Origin of the sequence: Citricoccus sp. NR2 (genome assembly GCF_027594385.1) — a bacterium.
Taxonomy (GTDB): domain Bacteria; phylum Actinomycetota; class Actinomycetes; order Actinomycetales; family Micrococcaceae; genus CmP2.
The window spans coordinates 2,814,200-2,835,018 of sequence record NZ_CP115154.1; the positions used below are offsets into that span (position 1 = coordinate 2,814,200).

Genomic DNA, 20,819 nt, shown 5'->3' on the forward strand with positions numbered 1-20,819 from the left:
CACTATTCTAGGCCCTCATCATTCTCGATCTGGACAGTCATCAGCTCTTTGACAACGTCGAATCCCAACCCCGGAGAGTATCCCTTACGGGCCAGCATCGAGACGAGACGTCGAACAATCTTGTCCCGTTCGGCTCGCTCCTCAGGTCCGGACCCGGTCGGAATGCGTTGAGTTCGAAGCTTCTTCTCGATAAGTCTTTCGGCCGCTTCGCGCTCGTCTTCATCGCTCACGGTGTCCAGAGCCTGTTCCGCTTCATCACCGTCGATTCCTTTGGCCCGTAGCTCGCGCCGCAGGGCGCCACGTGCCAGGCCCTTGCCCTGATGCCGAGAACGCACCCACATGCGGGCGAACTCCTCATCATTGATGAGGTTCACGTCTTCGAACCTGTCGAGCACAGCAGTAGCGACCTGTTCTGGGACGTTTTTCGCAGCTAACTTTTCCGCCAGCTGTTGGCGGGATTTCGGAGCCGCGGTGAGCTGCCGAAGCAGAATGGACCTGGCGACCTCTTCCGGGTCAGGCTCGGCGTCGCCGACGGCCGTCTCCAGAAGAGGTTCCTCAGGTCCTCGCGCGGTCATTTCTTTGCGTCACCCGGGACGGCTTTGAGAACCGGCTCCCCGTCAGCATCTGCCTCGGTGACCCCGATACCCAGCTTCTGCTTGATACGATCCTCTATCTCCACCGCGAGATCGGGATTGTCTTTGAGGAACTTACGCGCGTTCTCTTTACCCTGGCCCAGTTGGTCACCGTCGTAGGTGAACCATGCGCCGGACTTGCGCACAATACCGTGTTCGACACCCATGTCGATCAGCCCACCCTCGCGGGAGATGCCCTCGCCGTACAGGATGTCGAACTCTGCTTGCTTGAATGGCGGAGCCATCTTGTTCTTGACGATCTTGGCGCGTGTACGGTTACCTACCGGGTTACCGGCTTCTTTCAGCGTTTCGATGCGCCGAACGTCAACACGCACCGAAGCGTAGAATTTCAAGGCCTTACCACCGGTGGTCGTCTCGGGGGAACCGAAGAATACACCGATCTTTTCGCGGAGCTGGTTGATGAAGATCGCGGTCGTCTTAGTCTGCGACAGGCGGCCGGTAATCTTACGCAACGCCTGAGACATTAGTCGCGCCTGCAGACCCACGTGACTATCACCCATCTCGCCTTCGATTTCCGCGCGGGGAACCAGCGCGGCCACCGAGTCGATGACGATGATGTCGAGTGCGCCTGAGCCAACGAGCATGTCCATGATTTCCAGTGCCTGCTCACCGGTGTCCGGCTGGGAGACCAGTAGCGCATCCGTGTCGACGCCCAGCTTCTTGGCGTATTCGGGGTCGAGTGCGTGCTCGGCGTCGATGAACGCCGCAATTCCACCGTTCCGCTGAGCGTTAGCGACAGCATGCAGCGCCACGGTGGTCTTACCCGAGGATTCCGGGCCGTAGATCTCCACGACGCGCCCACGGGGGAACCCGCCAATTCCCAGTGCAATGTCCATGGCGACAGAGCCCGAGGAGATGGTCTCGATCGGCGCGCGAGCGTCGTCGCCCAGGCGCATCACGGAGCCCTTGCCGTAGTTCTTGTCGATCTGGGCGAGAGCGGCTTCCAGAGCCTTCTCACGATCAGTGGCTGCTGCCATCTCTTCTCCTTGGTTGGGGCCGACGCTTCGGACGGTCAGTCAGTGAACTGCACGAATAAGTCGAGTCTACGGACCGTGACGGACACGTTAGGCCGCCAGCACCGGTCTCGTGGATAACGACCTTGGATTCGTTGTATTTCATGCTCTGTGTAGGAGTTTACTGAACTCGAACACCTCTTCTAGCATTTCGACGCGCGTGTCGTATCTCTGTTCTGAGATAGGAGCTAGGACCAACCCGGAGTATCGCGCGGTGCGATGTCTCGACCCCAGCGACGTGCTGCGGGAATCTGATGCAGATCGCAGACGGCGGCCCACACTTCGCGCGGGTCGACACCATGAGCCAGTGCGTCTTGCGCGGTCTCGTGCAGGGTCGGCAGGACCAGGGAGCTGGCGATGACTTCTGCGTTGGCTTCACCGAATTCGTCGTTCATCAGCGTCCAGAAGGCCGAGCGTTTCATCTTCACCCCTCAAGGGTATCGATCTCAACAGCGAAGGCCGCAACCGGGACCTCCGGTTGCGGCCTTCGCTGGATCGACGAGGATCAGTGGCTGCCAGCCAGCTGACCGAAATCGTCGGGCAGTTCCTTCGCAAGCTGCGCGTAGCGGTGCGTCATCTCAGCCGGCACTGTGTCGGGGACGTCTGGCATATGCAGCGCCTCCTCCATAGCCATGCGGTCGGCGACTTCGCGCAACATGGTTGACTGCGGGATACTCAGTGCTTCGCAGATTGCGGCAAGCAATTCGGATGAGGCTTCCTTCTGGCCGCGCTCCACTTCGGAAAGGTACCCGAGGGAGACACGGGCCTTGTGGGAGACTTCCCGCAAGGTTCGTCCTTGACGCTGGCGCACGTCGCGGAGCACATCTCCGATCTCCTGGCGTAGTACAGGCATGGCATGCTCCTTAGCGTGGGACGGGCTGGGTTCGGATTCTCCGGCTGCCAACCAACGGGTCACGCCATTGATGGTCACCGGTTCTCTCATCATGTCTACTGTCTTCTCCTGTGCGGGGACGATGTATGGGCTGAAGGGATTCCGTCCACTACTGGACGAGATCCGTTGCTGTTCACAACGCACCTCTCGGGTTCTTTGTTCCCTCAGGGCGAGGACTGCGCCCGATTCACAGCTAATGTCCAGCAACTCTGGCGTTTCTCACTATTCTAGTGCCGCAGAACTCATTCGCCTATGCCCGAAGGGCCGTGCACGACGTCAACGATTAATCGCAGTGCGGCATCCACACTGGCCTGCCGGATAGTTTCGCGGTCGCCTTCGAAACGGAACAAGGTGGCGCGTTGGACCTCGTCCGTTGCCACCGCGATCCAGACGGTGCCGACCGGTTGGCCTTGGTGCGGTTGCGGACCGGCCACGCCCGTGGTGGCCACGCCAAGGTTCGCACCGAGGCGGCGTCGAGCGCCGTCGGCCATCTGCAAACTGACCTGTTCATCCACGGCACCGTGGGAGTCCAACCGGGCGGTGTTCACACCGAGTACGTCGGCTTTGATGTCGTTCTGGTAGGCGATCACTCCCCCGCGCAACACCCGGGAGGCTCCACTGATATCAGCGACGCGGGCTGCAACGGCGCCGGCGGTCAGCGATTCGGCGGTGGCGAGCGTGAGACTGTGAGCACTCAACAGCTCGACGACGTCAGCTGCGGTCGTCACGGGTCCCATCTTCGGTCGAGTTCAGCAGAGAAGTCTTGCGCAGTTGAACCGCTTTGACGATGTAGTCGATGCCAGTGGCGACGGTAACGATGAGCGCCAGGATGATGATGCTCCAGCCCACCCAGGGCCACCAGGATCCCACCAGCGGGGCCAACGGTATCAGCAACAGTCCGATGCCCGCGGTCTGGAGCACGGTCTTGAGTTTTCCGCCGGCGGAGGCGGGCATGACCCCGTAGCGCAGCACGATGAAGCGCATCAGGGTGATACCCCATTCGCGCACCAGGATGACGATGGTGATCCACCACCAGATCTCGTCCAAGAGGGAGAGCACGATCCAGGCCGCACCGGTGAGGAGCTTATCGGCGATCGGGTCGGCGATCTTACCGAAGGAGGTCACCAGCCCCCGTTTGCGGGCGATGTCGCCGTCGAGCTTGTCCGTGTACATGGCGGCGGCAAACACCACAAAAGCGAGCCAGCGGTAGAGCAGGGACTCCTCGCCGAAGGTTCCACCCAGCACGAGTAGCCATACCAGCAGCGGAACCATGAGGATCCGCACCATGGTCAGCACATTGGGCAGGTTCCAAAGGGGATGATAGCCCCGCGCTCGATCTAACGACCCGTCAGCTGCCATGCGTCTTCGGACTCTCCCTCGTCGTCATCGTGGTAGTCCACGACTTGCGTGTATTGATCGTAGTGCTGTCCGACCAGATCCTGGCCCCAGTCACGGGTGGCCTGATCGTCGGTGGCGTCCGTGTCGTCGGCTGGTGAGTCTGAGGGCACAGAATCGGCGACCATGCGCTGTTCGCTCGCGCTCAGTGCGGCACCGGTCGCTCCGGGTATCGAGGGCTCAGCGGCGGCAGCGTTGGCCGGCGCACCGCCTGCGGGCTTATCGCCACGGATGGTGGCCAGCACCTCGCCGAGGTCATCCGGCTGAACGAGCACGTCGCGGGCCTTGGAGCCTTCAGAGGGTCCGACCACCCCGCGGGATTCCATCAGGTCCATCAGGCGCCCGGCCTTGGCGAAGCCCACTCGGAGCTTGCGCTGCAACATGGAGGTGGAACCGAATTGCGAGGTGACCACCAGCTCGACCGCCTGCAGCAGGACTTCCAGATCGTCGCCGATGTCCTCGTCGATGACCTTCTCGGCCTTCTCAGGAACAACGTCCTCGCGGTACTGCGCCGTCATCTGGGTCTTCACGTGCTCGACGATCGCCTGGACCTCGGACTCATTGACCCAGGCACCCTGAACACGCATCGGCTTGGACTTGCCCATCGGCAGGAACAGTGCGTCGCCCTGGCCGAGCAGCTTCTCGGCGCCGGGCTGGTCGAGAACCACGCGCGAGTCGGTGACGGAGGAGGTCGCAAAGGCCATACGCGAGGGCACGTTGGCCTTGATGAGACCGGTGACCACGTCCACCGAGGGGCGCTGGGTGGCCAGCACCAGGTGGATGCCGGCGGCACGCGCCAACTGGGTGATACGCACGATGGCGTCTTCGACGTCGCGCGGGGCGACCATCATCAGATCGGCAAGCTCATCGACGATCACGAGCAGGTACGGGTAGGGCTTCAGCTGGCGTTTGGAGTCCGGCGGCAGCGTAACCTTGCCGGCGCGGATGGCCTTGTTGAAGTCGTCGACGTGTTTGTACCCGAAAGCTGCGAGGTCGTCGTAGCGGGTGTCCATCTCCTTCACCACCCACTGCAACGCTTCGGCCGCCTTCTTGGGACTGGTGATGATCGGGGTGACCAGGTGGGGCACGCCTTCGTAGGCGGTGAGTTCCACGCGCTTGGGGTCGACCATGATCATCCGCACCTCATCAGGAGTGGCCCGCATCAGGATGGAGGTGATCATGGAGTTCACGAACGAGGACTTACCGGCACCAGTGGCACCGGCGACGAGCATGTGCGGCATCTTGGCCAGGTTGGCCATGACGAAGCCGCCCTCGACGTCCTTACCCACGCCCATCACCATGGGGTGGTCGGTCTTGCGCGCGGCTGGAGAACGCAACACGTCACCGAGCGCGACCACTTCTTTGTCGGTATTCGGGATCTCGACACCAATAGCGGACTTGCCCGGGATGGGACTGAGAATACGCACATCAGTGGAGGCCACGGCGTAGGAGATGTTCTTCTCCAGGTTGGTGACCTTCTCGACCTTGGTGCCCGGGGCGACCGAGATCTCGTAGCGGGTGACCGTCGGTCCACGGGAGAATCCGGTGACTTCGGCGTCGACCTTGAACTGGTGCAGGGTCTCTGTGAGGGCTGCGACGACGCGATCGTTGGCTTCGGATCGCTCCTTGGCGGGCGGGCCCAGCGGGAGCAAGTCCATCTTTGGCAGCGTGTAGGTGACGTCGCCGTCGAGGTGGAGTTGTTCGGAACGGGTGGGCAGCGGCGGCAGGTCGGGGCTGACTTGGGCCACCGGGTTGGAAGCCACCGGGGCGACGGTGCTGAGTGGGACGGTGGCGTTCGGATCGTCCATGGCGTCGGCGTCGGCTGCGTCGTGGGTAGCGTTCTCCCCCACGCCGGCCTGGGCGCGGGCCTGCTGCAGTGCACGATCGGCGGCGGTGGGACGCTTGACCCCGGCGGGAACGGTGGGCTCTGTTTTCGTCCGAGCGGGCACATTCTCAGGGGGCGCTTCGCTATCGAAGATGCCGTCCACATCGACCAGGTCAGTGCGGGCCTCATCACGGTCGTGGATCACCGGGGTGGCGTACGCTTCGTCGGCGCTCGCGGAGTCTTCGGCATCACCGTCTACCGTGTCGGGATCATCGGAACCGAAGAACTTCCACCGCTTCTTGCCGCTGCCCGAGGCCGACCTCTTCTTGGTTTTGCGCCCGGTATTGGTTGCGGCCTCGTCGTCGCCGTAGAGGTAGGACTGGTCGTGGTCAGAGCCCCCGGCTTCCGGGGCAGTATCGGCGTGGGTGGAACGCTCGGCGTGGGGTTGCTGACCGGTGAGCCAGGCATAGAGACCGGCGAGTCGCTCGGGGATGCGGCCCACGGGCGTGGCGGTGAGCACGAGCAGACCAAAGAAAAGGAGCACACTCATGATGACCCAGACCGGCCCAGGAGTGATCAGCGCGACCAACGGGTCGGTGACCAAGTATCCGAGCACTCCTCCCGAGGCGAGCATGCCGGAGAGGTCACCGGCGACAGGTGGGTTTCCGTGCGTGAGCTGAGCCAGGCCGGAGCCGGCCGCGGTAATAATGAGCAAGCCGATAATAATACGGCCGTTGGCGCGGTGCTCCTGCGGGGTGCGGAAGCAGCGCACGGCCACCATGACCATCAACACGGGGACGATCAGGGCCATCCAGCCGAAGGTTCCGGCGGCGATGCCGTGGACGATTTCGCCGTAGCCGGGCGTTTCGCGCAGTCCCCACCATTCAACGGTGGCGATGAGGATGGCCAACACGAGTAGCACGAAGCCGGTGCCGTCGCGGCGATCCTCGGGAGCGACTTTCGCGTCGGGGCCGAGTTTGCGCACGGTGGCACCGATGGGGGTCACCAAACCGATCCAGGTCCCGCGCAGGGCGCGCAGGGGCCAGGCCATAGTGGGTTCGGAGGATTCGAAGGCCTCCTGTTGCTTCGCCTTCGTCGTGGTCGAGCCTTTTTTGGCCGTGCCGCTGCGGGACTTGGCCGAGGTCGAACGCGTCGAAGACGGCGAGCGAGTGGGGGAAGTTCGGGTCGCCATACCCGAAAGAATACCGTGAATCCGCCATTTTTCGTTGATTCAACACAGAACCGGGCTCGGAATCGTGCGGTTCCGAGCCCTTTTCCGGTGACGAGGTCGCTTCGTCGAGAGACTTTAGTAGCTGGAATAGCCGTCCTCAGTGAGCTCGTGCTTTTCTTCGCCGGTGATGGCGGGATTGAAGATGGACACCAGGATCATGTCCTCGGTTTCGCCACCACGTAGTTCGTGTGGATCGTGTTCGTTGAGCACGTAGATGGTGCCGGGTGTGATGTCGTGGACCGTGCCGTCCTTCTCCACCACGGACCCGGAGCCACCGATGCAATAGCAGGCTTCGAGGTGGTTGCGGTACTGCAGCTTGGAGGAGCTACCGGCACGCACCACGGTGTGGGCGACGGCGAAGCCCATCTGGTCAGCATCCACCAGGAGACGGTCGGAGGTACCTCCGCCCCATTCCACGGTCTGGGCTTCCTCACGCGTACGTGTAAACATCGTGTTCCTTTCTCGAAGTGCGACAGAGACAGGTCCACCGTAAGAAGATGAGCCCCTGAAAGTCAGGGGCTCATCAACGGGTTTTCGTTATTCCAATGGTTCGGTTCAGGCTTCCAGAACCACCGGCACGATCATCGGGCGGCGGCGCAGCTTGCGGTTAACCCAGGAGCCGATGGCGCGGCGCACCACCTGTTGCAGCTGGTGGGTGGTGTGCTGTTTACCGGAGGCTGCCGCTTCTTCCAGGGCCTTGATGATCTTGGGTTTCACCGAGTCAAACACCTTGTCGTCCTCGGCCACACCGCGGGCGTGGATGTCGGGACCGGAGACGATCTTGCCGGTCTGGCGGTTGATCACGGTGATCACGGAAATGAAGCCTTCCTCGCCCAGCACCCTACGGTCCTTGAGATCGGATTCGGTGATGGCGCCAATGGAGGAGCCGTCAACGTAGACATAGCCGCATTCGACGTCGCCCACAATTTCGGCCACGCCATCGCGCAGGTCCACCACGGTGCCGTCGGCGGTGAGCAGCACGTTCTCGGAGGGCACCCCGGTGGCTTCGGCAATGCGGCCGTTGGCGATGAGGTGACGGACTTCGCCGTGCACGGGCATCACGTTGCGGGGGCGAACGATGTTGTAGCAGTACATCAGCTCGCCTTGGGAGGCGTGGCCTGAGACGTGCACGTTGGCGTTGCCCTTGTGGACGACTTCGGCGCCCAGGCCCATCAGCCCGTTGATCACCCGGTACACCGAGTTTTCGTTGCCGGGGATCAGCGAGGAGGCTAGTACCACGAGGTCGCCGGTTTCGATCTGGACCTGGTGATCGCCGTTGGCCATCCGCGACAGGGCCGCCATGGGCTCGCCCTGGGAACCGGTGCACATCAGCACCACTTCGTCGTCGCGGTAGTTTCCGATTTTCTTGACGTCCACGAGGATGCCTTCGGGGACGTTGAGGTAGCCGAGCTTGGCCGCGATCGACATGTTGCGGACCATGGAGCGACCAACGAAGGCCACTTTGCGTCCGTTGAGGGCGGCGGCGTCGAGCACCTGCTGCACACGGTGGACGTGCGAGGAGAAGGAGGCCACGATGATCCGCTTGGTGGCGCGGGTGAAGTAGGTCTCCAGGGTGGTGCCGATGTTCTTTTCCGTCATGGTGAACCCGGGGACTTCGGCGTTCGTCGAGTCCGTCATGAACAGGTCCACGCCTTCTTCACCCAGCCGGGCGAAGTGGCGCAGATCGGTGATGCGTCCGTCGAGGGGCAGCTGGTCCATTTTGAAGTCACCGGTGTGCAGGATGGTCCCGGCCTCGGTGCGGATGGCCACGGCCAGCGCGTCGGGGATGGAGTGGTTGACGGCCACGAATTCGCATTCGAACGGACCGAAACGCTCGACGTCGTTTTCCTTGACCGCCAGCGTCAGCGGCTTGATCCGGTGCTCCTCCAGCTTGGCCTCGATCAGGGCCAGGGTGAGGGTGGAGCCGATCAGCGGGATGTCCTGCTTCATGCGCAACAGGTACGGCACGGCGCCGATGTGGTCCTCGTGACCATGGGTGAGCACGATACCGACGACGTCGTCGAGACGGTCGCGAATGTACTCGAAATCGGGCAGGATCAGGTCAACGCCCGGCTGAGCCTCTTCGGGAAAGAGCACCCCGCAGTCGACGATGAGGATCTTGCCGTCGATCTCGAAGGTGGTCATGTTGCGGCCCACCTCGCCAATACCGCCCAGAGGAACGATGCGGCAGGTCCCGTCGCGCAGGGCCGGAGGCGTGGTGAGCGTGTTAGATGGGGTCATGGTGCGGGTGGTCCTTTCGGAAGGAGATCACACCGTGACGCCGCCCTCCTGGAGGTCGGCGCGGATCACGGCTTGTTCGGCCTCGGTGGCCTGTGTCAGCGGAAGCCGCACCACCGAGTTCGGCAGGATGCCCTGCCAGTGAAGAATGGTTTTCGCTGCGACGGCGCCTTGAACGTGGCTCATCACGGCGCGCTGGATCGGGTCCAGCTCGAAGTGCACTGCGCGGGCGGTGCTCAGGTCTTGGGCGTGCATGGCATCGACCAGGCGGCGGTAACCGGCGGTGGCCACATGGGCGGTCACCGAGACCACGCCCACGGCACCGGCGGCCATCAGCGGCAGGGTGAGTCCGTCGTCGCCGGAGTACACCAGCAGGTCGGTCTCGGCCAGCACCCGGGTGGTGGACTGGTAGTCAGCCTTGGCGTCCTTGAGTGCGACGACGTTGGGATGCTGGGCCAAAGCGATGATGGTCTCGGAGTGGATCGGCATCACGGAGCGGCCGGGGATGTCGTACACCATCATCGGCAGGTCGGTGGCCGAGGCGACGGTTTCAAAGTGCGCTCGAATGCCGGCCTGGTTGGGCTTGTTGTAGTACGGGGTGACGAGCAACAGTCCGTCGGCACCGGCCTGTTCAGCGCGGCGCGAGAGCTCGATCGAGTGGGCGGTGTCGTTAGTACCGGTGCCCGCGATGATGGTCGCACGGTCCCCCACGGCTTCCTTCACCGCGGAGAACATGCGCACGTTCTCGTCGTCGGTGAGCGTGGAGATTTCACCGGTGGTGCCGGTGACGACGATGCCGTCGGCACCCTCGTTCACCAGGTGTTCGGCCAGTTTCTGCGCGCTGTCCGTATCCAGCTGACCTTCGTCGTTGAAGGGGGTGACCATGGCGGGCACGACCGTGCCGAAGAGGAATGAAGTCGCAGAAGTCATAACACCAGCCTACCTGCGAGAATGGTCGGTGGCACTTCCTGGGCCCGACGACGCGCGGGACGTGCTCTACGCCACCGATCCGAGTGCTGACGGAAGGACCTTCGACGATGCGGTCGACCCCGATCTTCTCCCCCACCCGGATCACCGGCATCGATGCTGCGCGCGGGGTGGCCCTGCTCGGGATGATCAGCGTGCACCTGATGTCCTTGACCCAAGTGAGCTCGGATGGAACCACCATGGAGCCTACGCTGGTGGGTCGGCTGTTCACCGGGACGGCCTCCGCCCTGTTCGCGGTGGTGGCAGGAATCTCGCTGTCGCTGTGGTCATCGTCGCGCGCCCCGGCTCAGGCGCGCCGCGGTATGTGGATGCGCGCTCTGATTCTGGTGCTTCTGGGGCTGGCCTGCGGGCACCTGGATACTTCCATCGCCGTGATCCTTTGCCACTACGGCCTCTTGTTTTTGGCGGCGTCGGCGTTCATTACTCTGAGCACCCGGCAGCTGTCCCTGGTGGCCAGTGCCTGGTTGCTGGTCTCTCCGCTGGTCGCGGCGGGGTTGGCTCGGTTCATGCAAGCGCAGCTGGGCGTGAACGAGTACGTGGATAGCTGGCGGTTGTGGCATACCCCGAATTTCGGGGATCTTCTCGTCCAGCCGGGCTTGTTGATGTGGGATCTGCTGTTCACCGGTTACTACCCGGTGCTGCAGTGGACCGGGTATCTGTTACTCGGGCTGGCGCTGGGGCGGTTGCGTCTGGACCGGCTACGCACCGGGGCCTTGCTGACCACAGGTGGCGGGCTGGCGGCCCTGGCCAGCTGGTGGGTGTCGGCGCTGTTGTTCCGTTCGACGGCGCTACGTGATCAGGTGATGGAACGCACCGGTGTGGAGCCTGAAGCACTCGATGCTGCCCTGCAGACCGGCAGCGGAATGATCGACGAGTACACGGTGGGAGCGGCGTCCTGGTTTGCCGCGGCCACACCGCATTCGGGCGCGCCTTTGGATCTGGTGCGTTCCGCCGGGGCGGCGGTAGCGATCGTGGGTCTCTGCCTGCTGGCCACCACGGTGGCCCGCGGAGTCCTGCGCTGGCCCCTGTTACCGCTGATCGGCGCCGGTGCACTACCGCTGACCCTGTATGTGGGACACCTGGTGGCGCTGCATCTGTTGAGTGACGCCACCGAGACCTGGTCGGAGCCACGACTGGCCGCCGTCTATCTGGTCTCCGCACTGGTGATCGGGCTGGTCTTCGCCTTGCTGCGTCGGCGCGGTCCGCTCGAGTGGGTGCTGCACGAATTGTCCTCGGGCGAGGTGTCTCCCGCGCGACGCTAGCTGGCGGCGAGGAAACGCCGAATCGCTTCCCGCATCGCACTGCGGGCACGACGGCGGTCGCCGGAGGCGTCATAGGCGAGGCTGAGCCGGAACCAGCTGCGCCAGTCCTCGGGGGCGGCTTCAGCCTCGGCGCGGTAGAGCTCGAACTGCCGGTCAGCCTCGGCGCGGTCGATGCGCCCACCCGGTGAGCGCGGCAGGGTGTCTTCGGGCAGCCCGCCTTCGGATTCCAGCACCTGGGCCATGCGTTCGGAACGCAGGCCGAAGAGGATCTCGCGGGTGATCAGCCAAATGCTGATGCCCACGATGATGATGACGGACACCCCGATGACCGCGGCGATCACCGATCCGGATCGGATGAAGCCGATCGCCGACCACAGCGCCAGCACGGCAAAGAGCAGGAGCAGCATGGAGAGCAGAATGGTGCCGATTTTCGCGCGCATCAGGACTTTCTTCGAAGGTGCTTAGCCAGCAGAGTTTAGGACAGGTCGAGGTAGCCGTCGAGGCCGTAAGTGAGCCCGGGGCGTGAGGCCACGGTGCGCAGCCCCAGCAACACGCCGGGCATATAAGCGGAACGGTCGAAGGCGTCGTGACGGAGCACCAGTTGTTGTCCGGGGGTACCAAGCAACACCTCTTGGTGGGCTTCGAGCCCGGCCAGGCGCACGGCGTGCACGCGCACCCCATCCACCAGCGCCCCACGGGACCCGTCCGGGTCATGTTCGGTGGCATCCGGGCTGGCCGGGAGCTGAGCGGCGGCACGGGCGGCACCGATCAGTCCGGCGGTACGCACCGCCGTGCCGGAGGGGGCGTCCACCTTGTTGGGGTGATGCATTTCGATGATTTCGACGGAGTCGAAATAGCGTGCGGCCTTCGCGGCGAATTCGCTGGCCAGCACCGATCCGATGGAGAAGTTTGGCGCGATGAGTACCCCCACCTCCGGATGCTCGGCCAGCTGAGCTTCCAGCACGGCGCGGCGTTCGTCGCTCCAACCGGAGGTGCCAACGACGACGTGCAGTCCGTGATCCACGGCATAACGCACCACCTCGGGCGAGACCGACGGCACGGTCAGATCGAGCACATGGCTGGCACCGGAGTCCCCGATGGCGTCGAGACTGTCGCGCGAGGACAGCGTGGCGACCAGCTCGAGATCATCGGCGCCGTTCACGGCGTTGACAGCGTAGCGGCCCATCTTGCCGGTCGCGCCGACCAGGGCAACACGGAGGGAGGAGGTTTCTGCCGGAGAGGTCATGGCTCTACCCTACCGTTGCTCGCGGCCGTTCTCGGGCCCGACCACCACTGTGGCGCGCTCGGAGCTGGCCAACCGGGTAGCCACCCGCTGGACATCGTCGGCGCCAACGGCGCGGATGCGTTCCAGGGCACCATCGAGGTCGGTGTATTCCCCCGTGACCAACTCGGCGCGTCCCAGTCGCGACATGCGCGATCCGGTATCTTCCAGCCCCAACACCAGGGAACCGCAGATTTGGCCGTGGGCGCGGTCGAGTTCGTCGGCGGAGATCGTCTGAGCAGCCATGGCGTCCAGCTCGGCCACCATCACCTCGGCCACGGTTTCGGTGTTGCGCGGGTGACATCCGGCGTAGAGCCCGAAGTAGCCGGCGTCCGAATAACCAGCGGCAAAAGCGTAGGTGGCGTAGGCCAGTCCGCGCCGTTCGCGCACCTCTTGGAAGAGCCGGGAACTCATTCCCCCACCCAAGGCCGTGTTCATGACGGACAGGGCGAAGCGGTCGTCATCGAGGGTGTGGAAGCCGCGGCCGCCCACGATCACGGATGCCTGTTCTACGGGCTTGTGCACCGTGATGGTCCCGGGCAGCAGCCCCGGTTCCTGGGCTTGGGTGGAGCGTCTCGGCGCCGGTGCATCAGAGGTGGCGGTGGCGAACCAGCCGGCGGAATCGAGTGCAGCGGTGACCAGTCTGACCACGTCGTCATGCTCGAGACCACCGGCAGCGGTGACGACGAGCTCCTCGGGGCGGTACCAGTGTCGGTAGTGGTCATAGACGTGGTCGCGGGTGACCGCGTTGATGGTGTCTGCGGTGCCGCCGATGGGACGACCCAGCGGGTGCTCGTGCAGCAGGCGTTCAGCGAGGATCTCGTGGCTAAGGTTTCCCGGATCGTCGGCGTCCATGGCGAGTTCTTCGAGGATCACGCCGCGTTCGAGGTTCATCTCCTCCGGATCCAGGGTAGCGGAGGTGACCATATCAGAGATGACATCGATCGCCATCGGCAGGTCCTCATCCAGCACCCGAGCGTGGTAGCAGGTGGATTCCTTGGCCGTGGCCGCATTGGCTTCCCCGCCCACCCGGTCAAAGGCGCTGGCGATATCCATGGCGCTGCGGCGTGGGGTGCCTTTGAAGAGGAGGTGTTCGAGGAAGTGAGTGGACCCGTAGCCTTCCGGGGATTCGTCGCGTGATCCCACCGCGATCCAAAAGCCGATGCTGACGGAGCGTTGGGTGGGCATCGCTTCGGTGAGCACGCGCACGCCACCGGGGAGCACGGAGCGGCGCACGAGGTTTCCATTGCCGCCGTCAAAAACGGTGCCGGTAAAGTCTACGGGGATCTGCTTGGTCGTCATTGTGCCCATTATGGCAAGGAGCGAGGGGTCAGCGGGAATCGGTGTGGTTTCGGCGAGGGAAACACCGCGGCCCCCGCTTCAGCCGGTGAGGGCTGAGACGGGGGCCGCGGTTGGGCTCACCTGAAGGGGTCAGGATCTGTATCAGGCGTCGTCGCCGTCGTTGTCCTCGGCCTCGGTGCCGTCGATGTCTTCACCGACGATGACGGGTACCAGGGAGAGCTTGCCGCGGTCGTCGATCTTGGAGATCTCGATCTGCAGCTTCTGGCCTACACCAATGACGTCTTCTACGTCGTCCACCCGCTTGCCTTCATTGAGCTTGCGCAGCTCGGAGATGTGCAACAGGCCATCCTTGCCCGGGGTCAGCGACACGAAGGCGCCGAAGCTGGTCAGCTTCACCACGGTTCCGAGGTAGCGCTCGCCGACCTCGGGAACCTGCGGGTTGGCGATGGCGTTGATCGCACTGCGGGCGGCCTCGGCAGCGGAGCCCTCGGTGGCGCCGATGAGCACGGTGCCGTCGTCCTCGATGGAGATGTCGGCGCCCGTGTCTTCTTGGATCTGGTTGATCATCTTGCCCTTGGGGCCGATGACCTCACCGATCTTGTCGACCGGGATCTTCACGGAGATGATCCGGGGCGCGGTCGGGCTCATCTCATCCGGGCCGTCGATCACGGAGGTGATCACGGACAGGATGTGCAGACGGGCTTCGCGGGCCTGGGTCAGCGCGGCGGCCAGCACGGAGGCGGGGATGCCGTCGAGCTTGGTGTCGAGCTGGATAGCGGTGACGAATTCCGAGGTACCGGCGACCTTGAAGTCCATGTCGCCGAAGGCATCTTCGGCGCCCAGGATGTCGGTCAGGGCGGCGTAGCGGGTCTCGCCGTCGACGGTGTCAGACACCAGGCCCATGGCGATCCCGGCGACCGGTGCCTTCAGGGGCACACCGGCGTTGAGCAGCGACAGAGTCGAAGCGCAGACGGAGCCCATGGAGGTCGAGCCGTTGGAGCCCAGTGCCTCGGAGACCTGACGGATGGCGTAGGGGAACTCCTCGCGAGTGGGCAGCACGGGCACGATGGCGCGCTCTGCCAGGGCGCCGTGGCCGATTTCGCGACGCTTCGGTGAACCGACGCGGCCGGTTTCGCCCACGGAGTAGGGCGGGAAGTTGTAGTGGTGGATGTAGCGCTTGGTCTTCTCTGGTGCGAGCGAGTCGATCTGCTGCTCCAGCTTCAGCATGTTCAGCGTGGTGACACCCATGATCTGAGTCTCGCCCCGTTCGAAGATGGCGGAGCCGTGCACGCGCGGCAGCACCTCAACCTCGGAGGTCAACTTGCGGATGTCGGTCAGACCGCGGCCGTCGATGCGCACCTGCTCAGTGAGGATGCGTTGGCGCACGACCTGCTTGGTGACGGAGCCGTAAGCCTTGACGACCTCGTTGCGACGATCTTCGAACTGAGTGCCCTCGCCGGCCAGTGCTTCCACGACCTCCTGGTGGTACTCGTCCGAGGCGGCTTCGCGCTCCTGTTTGTCGGCGATGGTGAAGATCTCGCGCAGGCGCTCGGAGGCGTAGTCCTGAACGGCCTCGAAGACGTCGTCCTCGTAGTCGAGGAAGAACGGCACGTCGACCGGCGCCTTGTTCACGCGGTTGGCTAGATCAGCCTGAGCCTCGCACAGGGCCTTGATGAACGGCTTGGCCGCTTCCAGCCCCTCGGCGACAATCTCCTCGGTGGGAGCCTGGGCGCCCTGTTCCTTGACCAGCGACCAGGCGTTCGGGGTGGCCTCAGCTTCGACCATCATCACGGCAATGTCGTCGCCGGCCACACGACCGGCCACGGCCATGTTGAACACGGCGTTCTCCAGCTGGGAGTGCTTCGGGAACGCAACCCACTGGCGTTCGCCCTGACCGTTGTCGATCAGCGCCACGCGCACGCCACCGACCGGGCCGGAGAACGGCATGCCGGAGAGTTGGGTGGACATCGAAGCGGCGTTGATAGCCACGGTGTCGTAGATCTCGTCGGGGGCGATCGAGGTGACGGTGACGACGACCTGGACCTCGTTGCGGATGCCCTTGGCGAAGGCCGGGCGCAGCGGACGGTCGATCAGGCGGCAGGTCAACACGGCGTCGGTGGTCGGGCGACCCTCGCGGCGGAAGAACGAGCCGGGGATGCGGCCGGCGGCGTACATGCGCTCTTCGACGTCAACGGTCAGCGGGAAGAAGTCGAAGCCTTCGCGCGGGGACTTGCCCACCGAGGTGGCCGAGAGCATCGAGGTCTCTTCGTCGATGTAGACCATGGCCGCACCGGCGGCCTGCTGTGCCAGACGACCGGTTTCGAAGCGCACGGTGCGCTGGCCGTAGGGGCCGTTGTCGATGATGGCTTCAGCGAACTTAATTTCTGGACCCTCCATGGGTCTCCTTTCGGGTGGTCGCCCGGGAGACTGCGGTGCCGTGGTCGGTCTTCGATCGAAGCTCTCGCACGCTGTGGTTCGCCCTGGTCGGGCGCCACCTTGCGAGAGCCACTGTCGAGGACCGGGATCACGGGCGAACGGGCAGCCCGGGCGAGGTTCTCTTGGTGTTGCTATTCGGGTGTTGCACTCGGTGCGATGCACGCTCCGACAACGGAGCGCACCGTTCACCATTGTGGCCTATCCACGGGGGACAGACCAGAGGCGGTGGCCTCTAGGAGTCCACCGCCTCTGCAGGTCTCAACGACGCAGGCCGAGACGCTCGATCAGCGCACGGTAGCGTTCGATGTCGACACGCTGCAGGTAACCCAGCATGCGACGACGGCGACCCACCAGGGCCATCAGGCCGCGACGGGTGTGGTGGTCGTGCTTGTGGTCCTTCAGGTGCTCGGTCAGATCCGAGATACGACGGGACAGTACAGCAACCTGCACCTCCGGAGAGCCGGTATCGCCCTCATGCGTCGCGTACTCTTTGATGATCTCCTGCTTCACGGCGGGGTCAAGTGCCACGCTGAACTCCTTTGAGAGTTGTACCGCGATCATGAATGACGCTCCGGAGAGCGCCGGTGCCCTGCCACCGCGGACTGCAGCGGGCACCAAGGATTCAGCTTACCAGGTCTGACCGCCAGGCGCTGGTGATGTAGGGCAGCTGGAGCACCGAATCTGTGGCGTGGCCCAGGTGTTCCAGCAGGTACCAATCCAGGTTCGCCCGCATCTTCTCGCGAGTGGTTTCGGTGGCCCGCAGGTGGTAGGACCGGGTGGCCATCAGCGCGTGCAGGCCCGGCACGGTGACGGAGTCTTCCCAATGCCAACCGGTGCGCTGTGGTGGGCTGAACCCGGGGCCCAGCTGCGGCGGGGCCTCCACGGGGTGCACGTCCCCGGCGTGCATGATGCGACTCAGCCGGTGCACCCAGGGCACGGAGGTGTCCAGTTGGTGTTCGACGATGCCCAGCACTCCCCCGGGCGCCAAGACTTCGGCCAGCCGCTGAGTGCCGAGTTCCGGGATGATCCAGTGCCAGGCCTGACCGCAGGTGACCAAATCAATACTGTGTTCGGCGACGACGTCACGGTGGGCGGGCAGGTCCTCGACACGGGCTTCGATGGTGGTGAGGAGAGGGTGTCGACGTCGCAACACCCCGAGCATCTCGGCGGCTGGCTCCAGTGCGGTCACCTCGTATCCAGCCTGGACCAACTGGTCGGTGAGCAGTCCCGTTCCGGCCCCGACGTCGAGGGCGCGTCGGGAACCGGTGTCGGGCGCGAGCACCTCAATGACTTCTGCCGGGTAGCCCGGGCGTACCGAGTGGTAGATCTCCGCGGCGGAGGCCCCGGCTGCGAACGCGCCACCCAGTCGATGACGCTGGTGCGCGTCGAGTCGGGGCAGGCGCTGGGGTCGTGGCGGGGGTGGCTGGGTCATCACCCGGTGGTGGCGAAGTCGGAATCGACAGCGGGCATATCTCCGCGCAGGATCAGCCGGGCCATGGTCACATCGCGGTCCATCTGGGCCACCAGTTTCTCGATCCCTTCGAAGGCGACCATGCCGCGCAAGCGGGCCACAAACTCGACGGTGACCTGCTGGCCGTAGAGGTTGAAATCGCTGATAGCTTCTTCGGGCCGGTCCATCACGTGGGCTTCGACGACCCGCTCGATGTCATCGAAGGTCGGGTTGGACCCCACCGAAATAGCAGCCGGCCAGCGGCGTTCGGCGTCGTCGATGAGCCAGCCGGCGTACACGCCATCGGCCGGAATCAGCCCCTGGGTTTCGGTGGAGAGGTTCGCGGTGGGGAATCCCAGTTCGCGGCCGCGGGCGTGGCCGTGTACCACTTCTCCGTGCACGGCGTGCTGACGTCCGAGCACCTCGGCAGCGGCAGCGACCCGGCCCAGGGTGAGACTTTCGCGTACCCACGTGGAGGACCAGCGGCGTTCGTCACCGACATCGTCGATGGCGATGACGTCGAATCCGTGGGCGGCGCCGAGTTCTCGCATAGTGGCGAAGTCGCCGGAGTTGTTCCGGCCGAACCGCACATCGTGGCCGACGATCACCACGGAGGCGTTGAGGGTCTCCACCAGGGCGCTGCGGACAAATTCTTCGGGGGTCTGCTGGGCGAAGTCAAGGGTGTAGTGCACGACGACGGTGGCGTCGAGGTTGCGTTGGGCCAACAGGTCCAGGCGCTGTGGCAGGGACACGATCGGCACGAGCGGTTCTTCGGGCCGGTGCACAAGGCGCGGGTGCGGGTCGAAGGTCAGCGCCACGGCCTGTTCTCCCCGGGCGCGGGCGGTGGCGACCACCTGGTCGAGCACCGCCTGATGGCCGCGGTGGACACCGTCAAAATTGCCGAGGGTGACCACCGAGGCTGGCTGTGGGGTGGGGACGGCTGCTAGGCCTTGCCAATACTGCACGCGGTTCCTCTCACGAATTCTTGTCTCGGCTGCACCGTCGTCACGATGTGCACGGTTTTTACGGTACCGTCCCGGCGGGCTCAGTCGCGTCCGGTGACCGCAGTGTCGTGGGCTCCGGTTTCTGCGCCGGGGCGATGAGCGAGTAACCAGATCAGACCAATGATGGGCAACACCATCGGCACGTAGCCGTAGCCTTCACCGAAGTGACTCCACACGGTGGACTCCGGGAAGTGTTCGGGGGCGACGAATGAATAGGCGCCGATGGCGATGACACCCACCAGCTCTATGAGCACCGCCACGAGTGCGGTCCACCACGCGCGCACTCCGGGGACGGCCAGGGCAACGGTGGCGACAATGTAGACGACGGCGGCGAAGGCCGAGAGCAGATAGGGTTCCGGGGCTGCCGAAAAATCGGAGGCCAGCTGGTACCCGGCGCGGACGGATGCGGAGAGCGCGAAGATACCGTACACGGCGATGATGACGCGCCCGAGCCCGGAATTTCGTCGGCCCTTCGGTGGGGCCACCGGGTTCGTTTCGGCCGTCGCGTCCGTCATCTTCTGCCTCTCACCCAAACCAGATCACCTGCATTCTCTGAATCATCACCAGTACGGTGGGGCCGATCGCTCCCAGCACGAGATTAGACCATCGGGTCTTGTCGGTGACGGCCCACGCGAAGGCGATCACCGGCAGCATCAGCGCCGTGAGGATGTAGCCCCAGAATTCCCACAATGGTCCAGCAATGGGGGTGGACGTAGTGGAGCGCACCAGTGCGGCAACCGAGTAGACCACCAGGAACAGTTCGACCGCACCGACCGAGATAATGGAGGCGTCGTCGGGGAAGGTGCGGATGGTCGTCATGATGACGCAGATGACGAAGGACAGGATGCACATAACCGCCCCCGTCCAGAACCAGGCGTCGTAGATCACGAGGGGGTGCCCTTCTCCGGCAGTTGTCCGGGTCCGTCTGCGGCGGCGAAGACGATGCTGGGCTTGGCCACCGCGGTGTCACGGAACGTGGAGTTCTCGATGAGCGCGATCACGACGCCGTCTCGGGTGCGAGCAGCCACGGTCCCCGCATCCTCGCTGGGAGTTATACGGCGCCCAAACTGCAGGTCAGCAGCTTCGTCATCGGTGAGGGTGCGCACGGGGAAGAGCCCGGAGGCGGCCTCGGAGAGTTCGATGTAGGCGAAGGTGTCGGCAAGCTGATCCACCGTGACGGCGTCATCAACGTAGAACGGGCCGACCCGGGTGCGGCGCAGCATGGTGAGGTGTCCACCGGTGTCCAGCGCCTCGCCTAGATCTCGGGCCAGGGCACGGATATAGGTGCCGGAAGAACAGCTCACGGTGACGTCGAGGTCCACGGTTTTACCGTCTTCGGCTCTGCGGTAGTCGGTGAGTTCGAAGGAGTCGATCCTCACCGGGCGGGCTTGCAGTTCGACGTCTTCGCCGGCGCGCACACGGTCATAGGCACGGCGACCGTCCACCTTGATCGCGGACACCGAGGAGGGAATCTGCAGGATATCGCCGGTGAGTTCGCTGATCTGTTCCTGCACCCGTTCCTCGGTGACAGCGTTGGCCAGGCGTGAGCGGACGATCTCGCCGTCGGCGTCATCGGTGGTGGTGGAGGCGCCCAGCCGGATGGTGGCTTGATAGGTCTTGTCCGTGCCGGTAATGGCGGTGAGCAGCCGGGTGGCCTTGTTGAACCCGATGACCAGCAGTCCGGTGGCCATCGGGTCCAAGGTGCCGGCGTGGCCAACCTTGCGAGTGCCGGCGAGACGGCGGGTTTTGCCCACTACGTCGTGAGACGTCCATCCGGCGGGCTTGTCGATCAGGGCCAGTCCCGATACTTCGCTCCCCGGTGCCCCGTTCGGACGCTGCTGAGTCATCG

The 20,819-nt window shown here is 64.4% G+C and carries 21 protein-coding genes; 1 reads left to right on the forward strand and 20 read right to left on the reverse strand.

Features of this window, described 5'->3' with window-relative positions; all coding sequences use genetic code 11:
* Nucleotides 1-2 precede the first annotated feature (2 nt).
* The 10 genes from O1A05_RS13230 to dapA all read right to left on the reverse strand — a co-directional run bounded on the left by O1A05_RS13230 (nucleotide 3) and on the right by dapA (nucleotide 10,177).
* Nucleotides 3-575: a regulatory protein RecX gene (locus O1A05_RS13230; protein ID WP_270105672.1), complete on the reverse strand. Its 573-nt coding sequence runs from the start codon at nucleotides 573-575 to the stop codon at nucleotides 3-5.
* Nucleotides 572-1,630, reverse strand: coding sequence for a recombinase RecA (gene recA, locus O1A05_RS13235; RefSeq protein WP_270105673.1), 1,059 nt, complete (start codon nucleotides 1,628-1,630; stop codon nucleotides 572-574). The genes O1A05_RS13230 and recA overlap by 4 nt, the downstream gene beginning before the upstream one ends.
* Nucleotides 1,631-1,854: 224 nt before the next feature.
* Entirely contained in the window at nucleotides 1,855-2,088 is a 234-nt protein-coding gene (locus tag O1A05_RS13240; RefSeq protein WP_270107597.1) for a DUF3046 domain-containing protein, read from the reverse strand.
* 83 nt (nucleotides 2,089-2,171) lie between these two features.
* The gene (locus tag O1A05_RS13245) at nucleotides 2,172-2,612 is read right to left on the reverse strand and encodes a helix-turn-helix domain-containing protein (RefSeq protein WP_270105674.1); all 441 of its coding nucleotides are present in this window, start codon (nucleotides 2,610-2,612) and stop codon (nucleotides 2,172-2,174) included.
* A gap of 188 nt (nucleotides 2,613-2,800) precedes the next feature.
* Nucleotides 2,801-3,295, reverse strand: coding sequence for a CinA family protein (locus O1A05_RS13250; RefSeq protein ID WP_431521148.1), 495 nt, complete (start codon nucleotides 3,293-3,295; stop codon nucleotides 2,801-2,803).
* Nucleotides 3,270-3,830, reverse strand: a complete 561-nt coding sequence (locus O1A05_RS13255) for a CDP-alcohol phosphatidyltransferase family protein (RefSeq protein WP_270105677.1) — start codon at nucleotides 3,828-3,830, stop codon at nucleotides 3,270-3,272. The genes O1A05_RS13250 and O1A05_RS13255 overlap by 26 nt, the downstream gene beginning before the upstream one ends.
* A gap of 65 nt (nucleotides 3,831-3,895) precedes the next feature.
* The gene (locus O1A05_RS13260; protein ID WP_270105679.1) at nucleotides 3,896-6,970 is read right to left on the reverse strand and encodes a DNA translocase FtsK; all 3,075 of its coding nucleotides are present in this window, start codon (nucleotides 6,968-6,970) and stop codon (nucleotides 3,896-3,898) included.
* A 114-nt stretch (nucleotides 6,971-7,084) separates the two neighbouring features.
* Nucleotides 7,085-7,459: an ectoine synthase gene (locus O1A05_RS13265; protein ID WP_270105680.1), complete on the reverse strand. Its 375-nt coding sequence runs from the start codon at nucleotides 7,457-7,459 to the stop codon at nucleotides 7,085-7,087.
* Nucleotides 7,460-7,564: 105 nt separating this feature from the next.
* Nucleotides 7,565-9,250, reverse strand: coding sequence for a ribonuclease J (locus O1A05_RS13270; RefSeq protein ID WP_270105681.1), 1,686 nt, complete (start codon nucleotides 9,248-9,250; stop codon nucleotides 7,565-7,567).
* 27 nt (nucleotides 9,251-9,277) lie between these two features.
* The gene (dapA, locus tag O1A05_RS13275; RefSeq protein ID WP_270105683.1) at nucleotides 9,278-10,177 is read right to left on the reverse strand and encodes a 4-hydroxy-tetrahydrodipicolinate synthase; all 900 of its coding nucleotides are present in this window, start codon (nucleotides 10,175-10,177) and stop codon (nucleotides 9,278-9,280) included.
* Between the two features lie 107 nt (nucleotides 10,178-10,284).
* Here dapA and O1A05_RS13280 point away from each other — a divergent pair, with 107 nt between their 5' ends.
* Nucleotides 10,285-11,496 carry a heparan-alpha-glucosaminide N-acetyltransferase domain-containing protein gene (locus tag O1A05_RS13280; RefSeq protein WP_270105685.1) on the forward strand — a complete coding sequence of 404 codons (1,212 nt, stop codon included), beginning with the start codon at nucleotides 10,285-10,287 and terminating at the stop codon, nucleotides 11,494-11,496.
* On the opposite strand, the gene O1A05_RS13285 is transcribed toward O1A05_RS13280, so the two are convergent.
* The 10 genes from O1A05_RS13285 to truB all read right to left on the reverse strand — a co-directional run bounded on the left by O1A05_RS13285 (nucleotide 11,493) and on the right by truB (nucleotide 20,817).
* Nucleotides 11,493-11,936, reverse strand: a complete 444-nt coding sequence (locus tag O1A05_RS13285) for a hypothetical protein (protein WP_270105686.1) — start codon at nucleotides 11,934-11,936, stop codon at nucleotides 11,493-11,495. The genes O1A05_RS13280 and O1A05_RS13285 overlap by 4 nt on opposite strands.
* A 35-nt stretch (nucleotides 11,937-11,971) precedes the next feature.
* Entirely contained in the window at nucleotides 11,972-12,742 is a 771-nt protein-coding gene (gene dapB, locus O1A05_RS13290; protein ID WP_270105688.1) for a 4-hydroxy-tetrahydrodipicolinate reductase, read from the reverse strand.
* A 9-nt stretch (nucleotides 12,743-12,751) separates the two neighbouring features.
* Complete coding sequence (locus O1A05_RS13295) at nucleotides 12,752-14,080, reverse strand: M16 family metallopeptidase (RefSeq protein ID WP_270105689.1); 1,329 nt, start codon at nucleotides 14,078-14,080, stop codon at nucleotides 12,752-12,754.
* Nucleotides 14,081-14,221: 141 nt separating this feature from the next.
* Nucleotides 14,222-16,477, reverse strand: coding sequence for a polyribonucleotide nucleotidyltransferase (locus O1A05_RS13300; protein ID WP_270105690.1), 2,256 nt, complete (start codon nucleotides 16,475-16,477; stop codon nucleotides 14,222-14,224).
* 297 nt (nucleotides 16,478-16,774) lie between these two features.
* Nucleotides 16,775-17,044 carry a 30S ribosomal protein S15 gene (gene rpsO / locus O1A05_RS13305; protein WP_270105691.1) on the reverse strand — a complete coding sequence of 90 codons (270 nt, stop codon included), beginning with the start codon at nucleotides 17,042-17,044 and terminating at the stop codon, nucleotides 16,775-16,777.
* A gap of 94 nt (nucleotides 17,045-17,138) precedes the next feature.
* Nucleotides 17,139-17,948 (reverse strand): class I SAM-dependent methyltransferase, encoded by an 810-nt coding sequence (locus O1A05_RS13310; protein ID WP_270105692.1) that lies wholly within the window; start codon nucleotides 17,946-17,948, stop codon nucleotides 17,139-17,141.
* The gene (locus O1A05_RS13315; protein ID WP_270105693.1) at nucleotides 17,948-18,931 is read right to left on the reverse strand and encodes a bifunctional riboflavin kinase/FAD synthetase; all 984 of its coding nucleotides are present in this window, start codon (nucleotides 18,929-18,931) and stop codon (nucleotides 17,948-17,950) included. The genes O1A05_RS13310 and O1A05_RS13315 overlap by 1 nt, the downstream gene beginning before the upstream one ends.
* A gap of 80 nt (nucleotides 18,932-19,011) precedes the next feature.
* A complete protein-coding gene (locus O1A05_RS13320; RefSeq protein ID WP_270105694.1) occupies nucleotides 19,012-19,485 on the reverse strand; it encodes a hypothetical protein in 474 nt (157 codons plus the stop codon).
* A 10-nt stretch (nucleotides 19,486-19,495) separates the two neighbouring features.
* Nucleotides 19,496-19,858: a hypothetical protein gene (locus O1A05_RS13325; protein WP_270105695.1), complete on the reverse strand. Its 363-nt coding sequence runs from the start codon at nucleotides 19,856-19,858 to the stop codon at nucleotides 19,496-19,498.
* Nucleotides 19,855-20,817 (reverse strand): tRNA pseudouridine(55) synthase TruB, encoded by a 963-nt coding sequence (gene truB, locus O1A05_RS13330; RefSeq protein ID WP_270105697.1) that lies wholly within the window; start codon nucleotides 20,815-20,817, stop codon nucleotides 19,855-19,857. The genes O1A05_RS13325 and truB overlap by 4 nt, the downstream gene beginning before the upstream one ends.
* Between the last annotated feature and the right edge of the window lie 2 nt (nucleotides 20,818-20,819).

Excerpts from the sequence above, each read along its gene's own strand:
- dapA (WP_270105683.1), bottom strand. The coding sequence starts at position 10,177 with ATGACTTCTGCGACTTCATTCCTCTTCGGCACGGTCGTGCCCGCCATG.
- O1A05_RS13250 (WP_431521148.1), bottom strand. The coding sequence starts at position 3,295 with ATGGGACCCGTGACGACCGCAGCTGACGTCGTCGAGCTGTTGAGTGCT.
- O1A05_RS13270 (WP_270105681.1), bottom strand. The coding sequence starts at position 9,250 with ATGACCCCATCTAACACGCTCACCACGCCTCCGGCCCTGCGCGACGGG.
- O1A05_RS13230 (WP_270105672.1), bottom strand. The coding sequence starts at position 575 with ATGACCGCGCGAGGACCTGAGGAACCTCTTCTGGAGACGGCCGTCGGC.
- O1A05_RS13285 (WP_270105686.1), bottom strand. The coding sequence starts at position 11,936 with ATGCGCGCGAAAATCGGCACCATTCTGCTCTCCATGCTGCTCCTGCTC.
- O1A05_RS13265 (WP_270105680.1), bottom strand. The coding sequence starts at position 7,459 with ATGTTTACACGTACGCGTGAGGAAGCCCAGACCGTGGAATGGGGCGGA.
- truB (WP_270105697.1), bottom strand. The coding sequence starts at position 20,817 with ATGACTCAGCAGCGTCCGAACGGGGCACCGGGGAGCGAAGTATCGGGA.
- O1A05_RS13245 (WP_270105674.1), bottom strand. The coding sequence starts at position 2,612 with ATGATGAGAGAACCGGTGACCATCAATGGCGTGACCCGTTGGTTGGCA.
- O1A05_RS13295 (WP_270105689.1), bottom strand. The coding sequence starts at position 14,080 with ATGACGACCAAGCAGATCCCCGTAGACTTTACCGGCACCGTTTTTGAC.
- dapB (WP_270105688.1), bottom strand. The coding sequence starts at position 12,742 with ATGACCTCTCCGGCAGAAACCTCCTCCCTCCGTGTTGCCCTGGTCGGC.
- O1A05_RS13300 (WP_270105690.1), bottom strand. The coding sequence starts at position 16,477 with ATGGAGGGTCCAGAAATTAAGTTCGCTGAAGCCATCATCGACAACGGC.
- O1A05_RS13320 (WP_270105694.1), bottom strand. The coding sequence starts at position 19,485 with ATGACGGACGCGACGGCCGAAACGAACCCGGTGGCCCCACCGAAGGGC.
- O1A05_RS13255 (WP_270105677.1), bottom strand. The coding sequence starts at position 3,830 with ATGGTTCCGCTGCTGGTATGGCTACTCGTGCTGGGTGGAACCTTCGGC.
- O1A05_RS13260 (WP_270105679.1), bottom strand. The coding sequence starts at position 6,970 with ATGGCGACCCGAACTTCCCCCACTCGCTCGCCGTCTTCGACGCGTTCG.
- O1A05_RS13240 (WP_270107597.1), bottom strand. The coding sequence starts at position 2,088 with ATGAAACGCTCGGCCTTCTGGACGCTGATGAACGACGAATTCGGTGAA.
- O1A05_RS13310 (WP_270105692.1), bottom strand. The coding sequence starts at position 17,948 with ATGACCCAGCCACCCCCGCCACGACCCCAGCGCCTGCCCCGACTCGAC.
- recA (WP_270105673.1), bottom strand. The coding sequence starts at position 1,630 with ATGGCAGCAGCCACTGATCGTGAGAAGGCTCTGGAAGCCGCTCTCGCC.
- O1A05_RS13280 (WP_270105685.1), top strand. The coding sequence starts at position 10,285 with ATGCGGTCGACCCCGATCTTCTCCCCCACCCGGATCACCGGCATCGAT.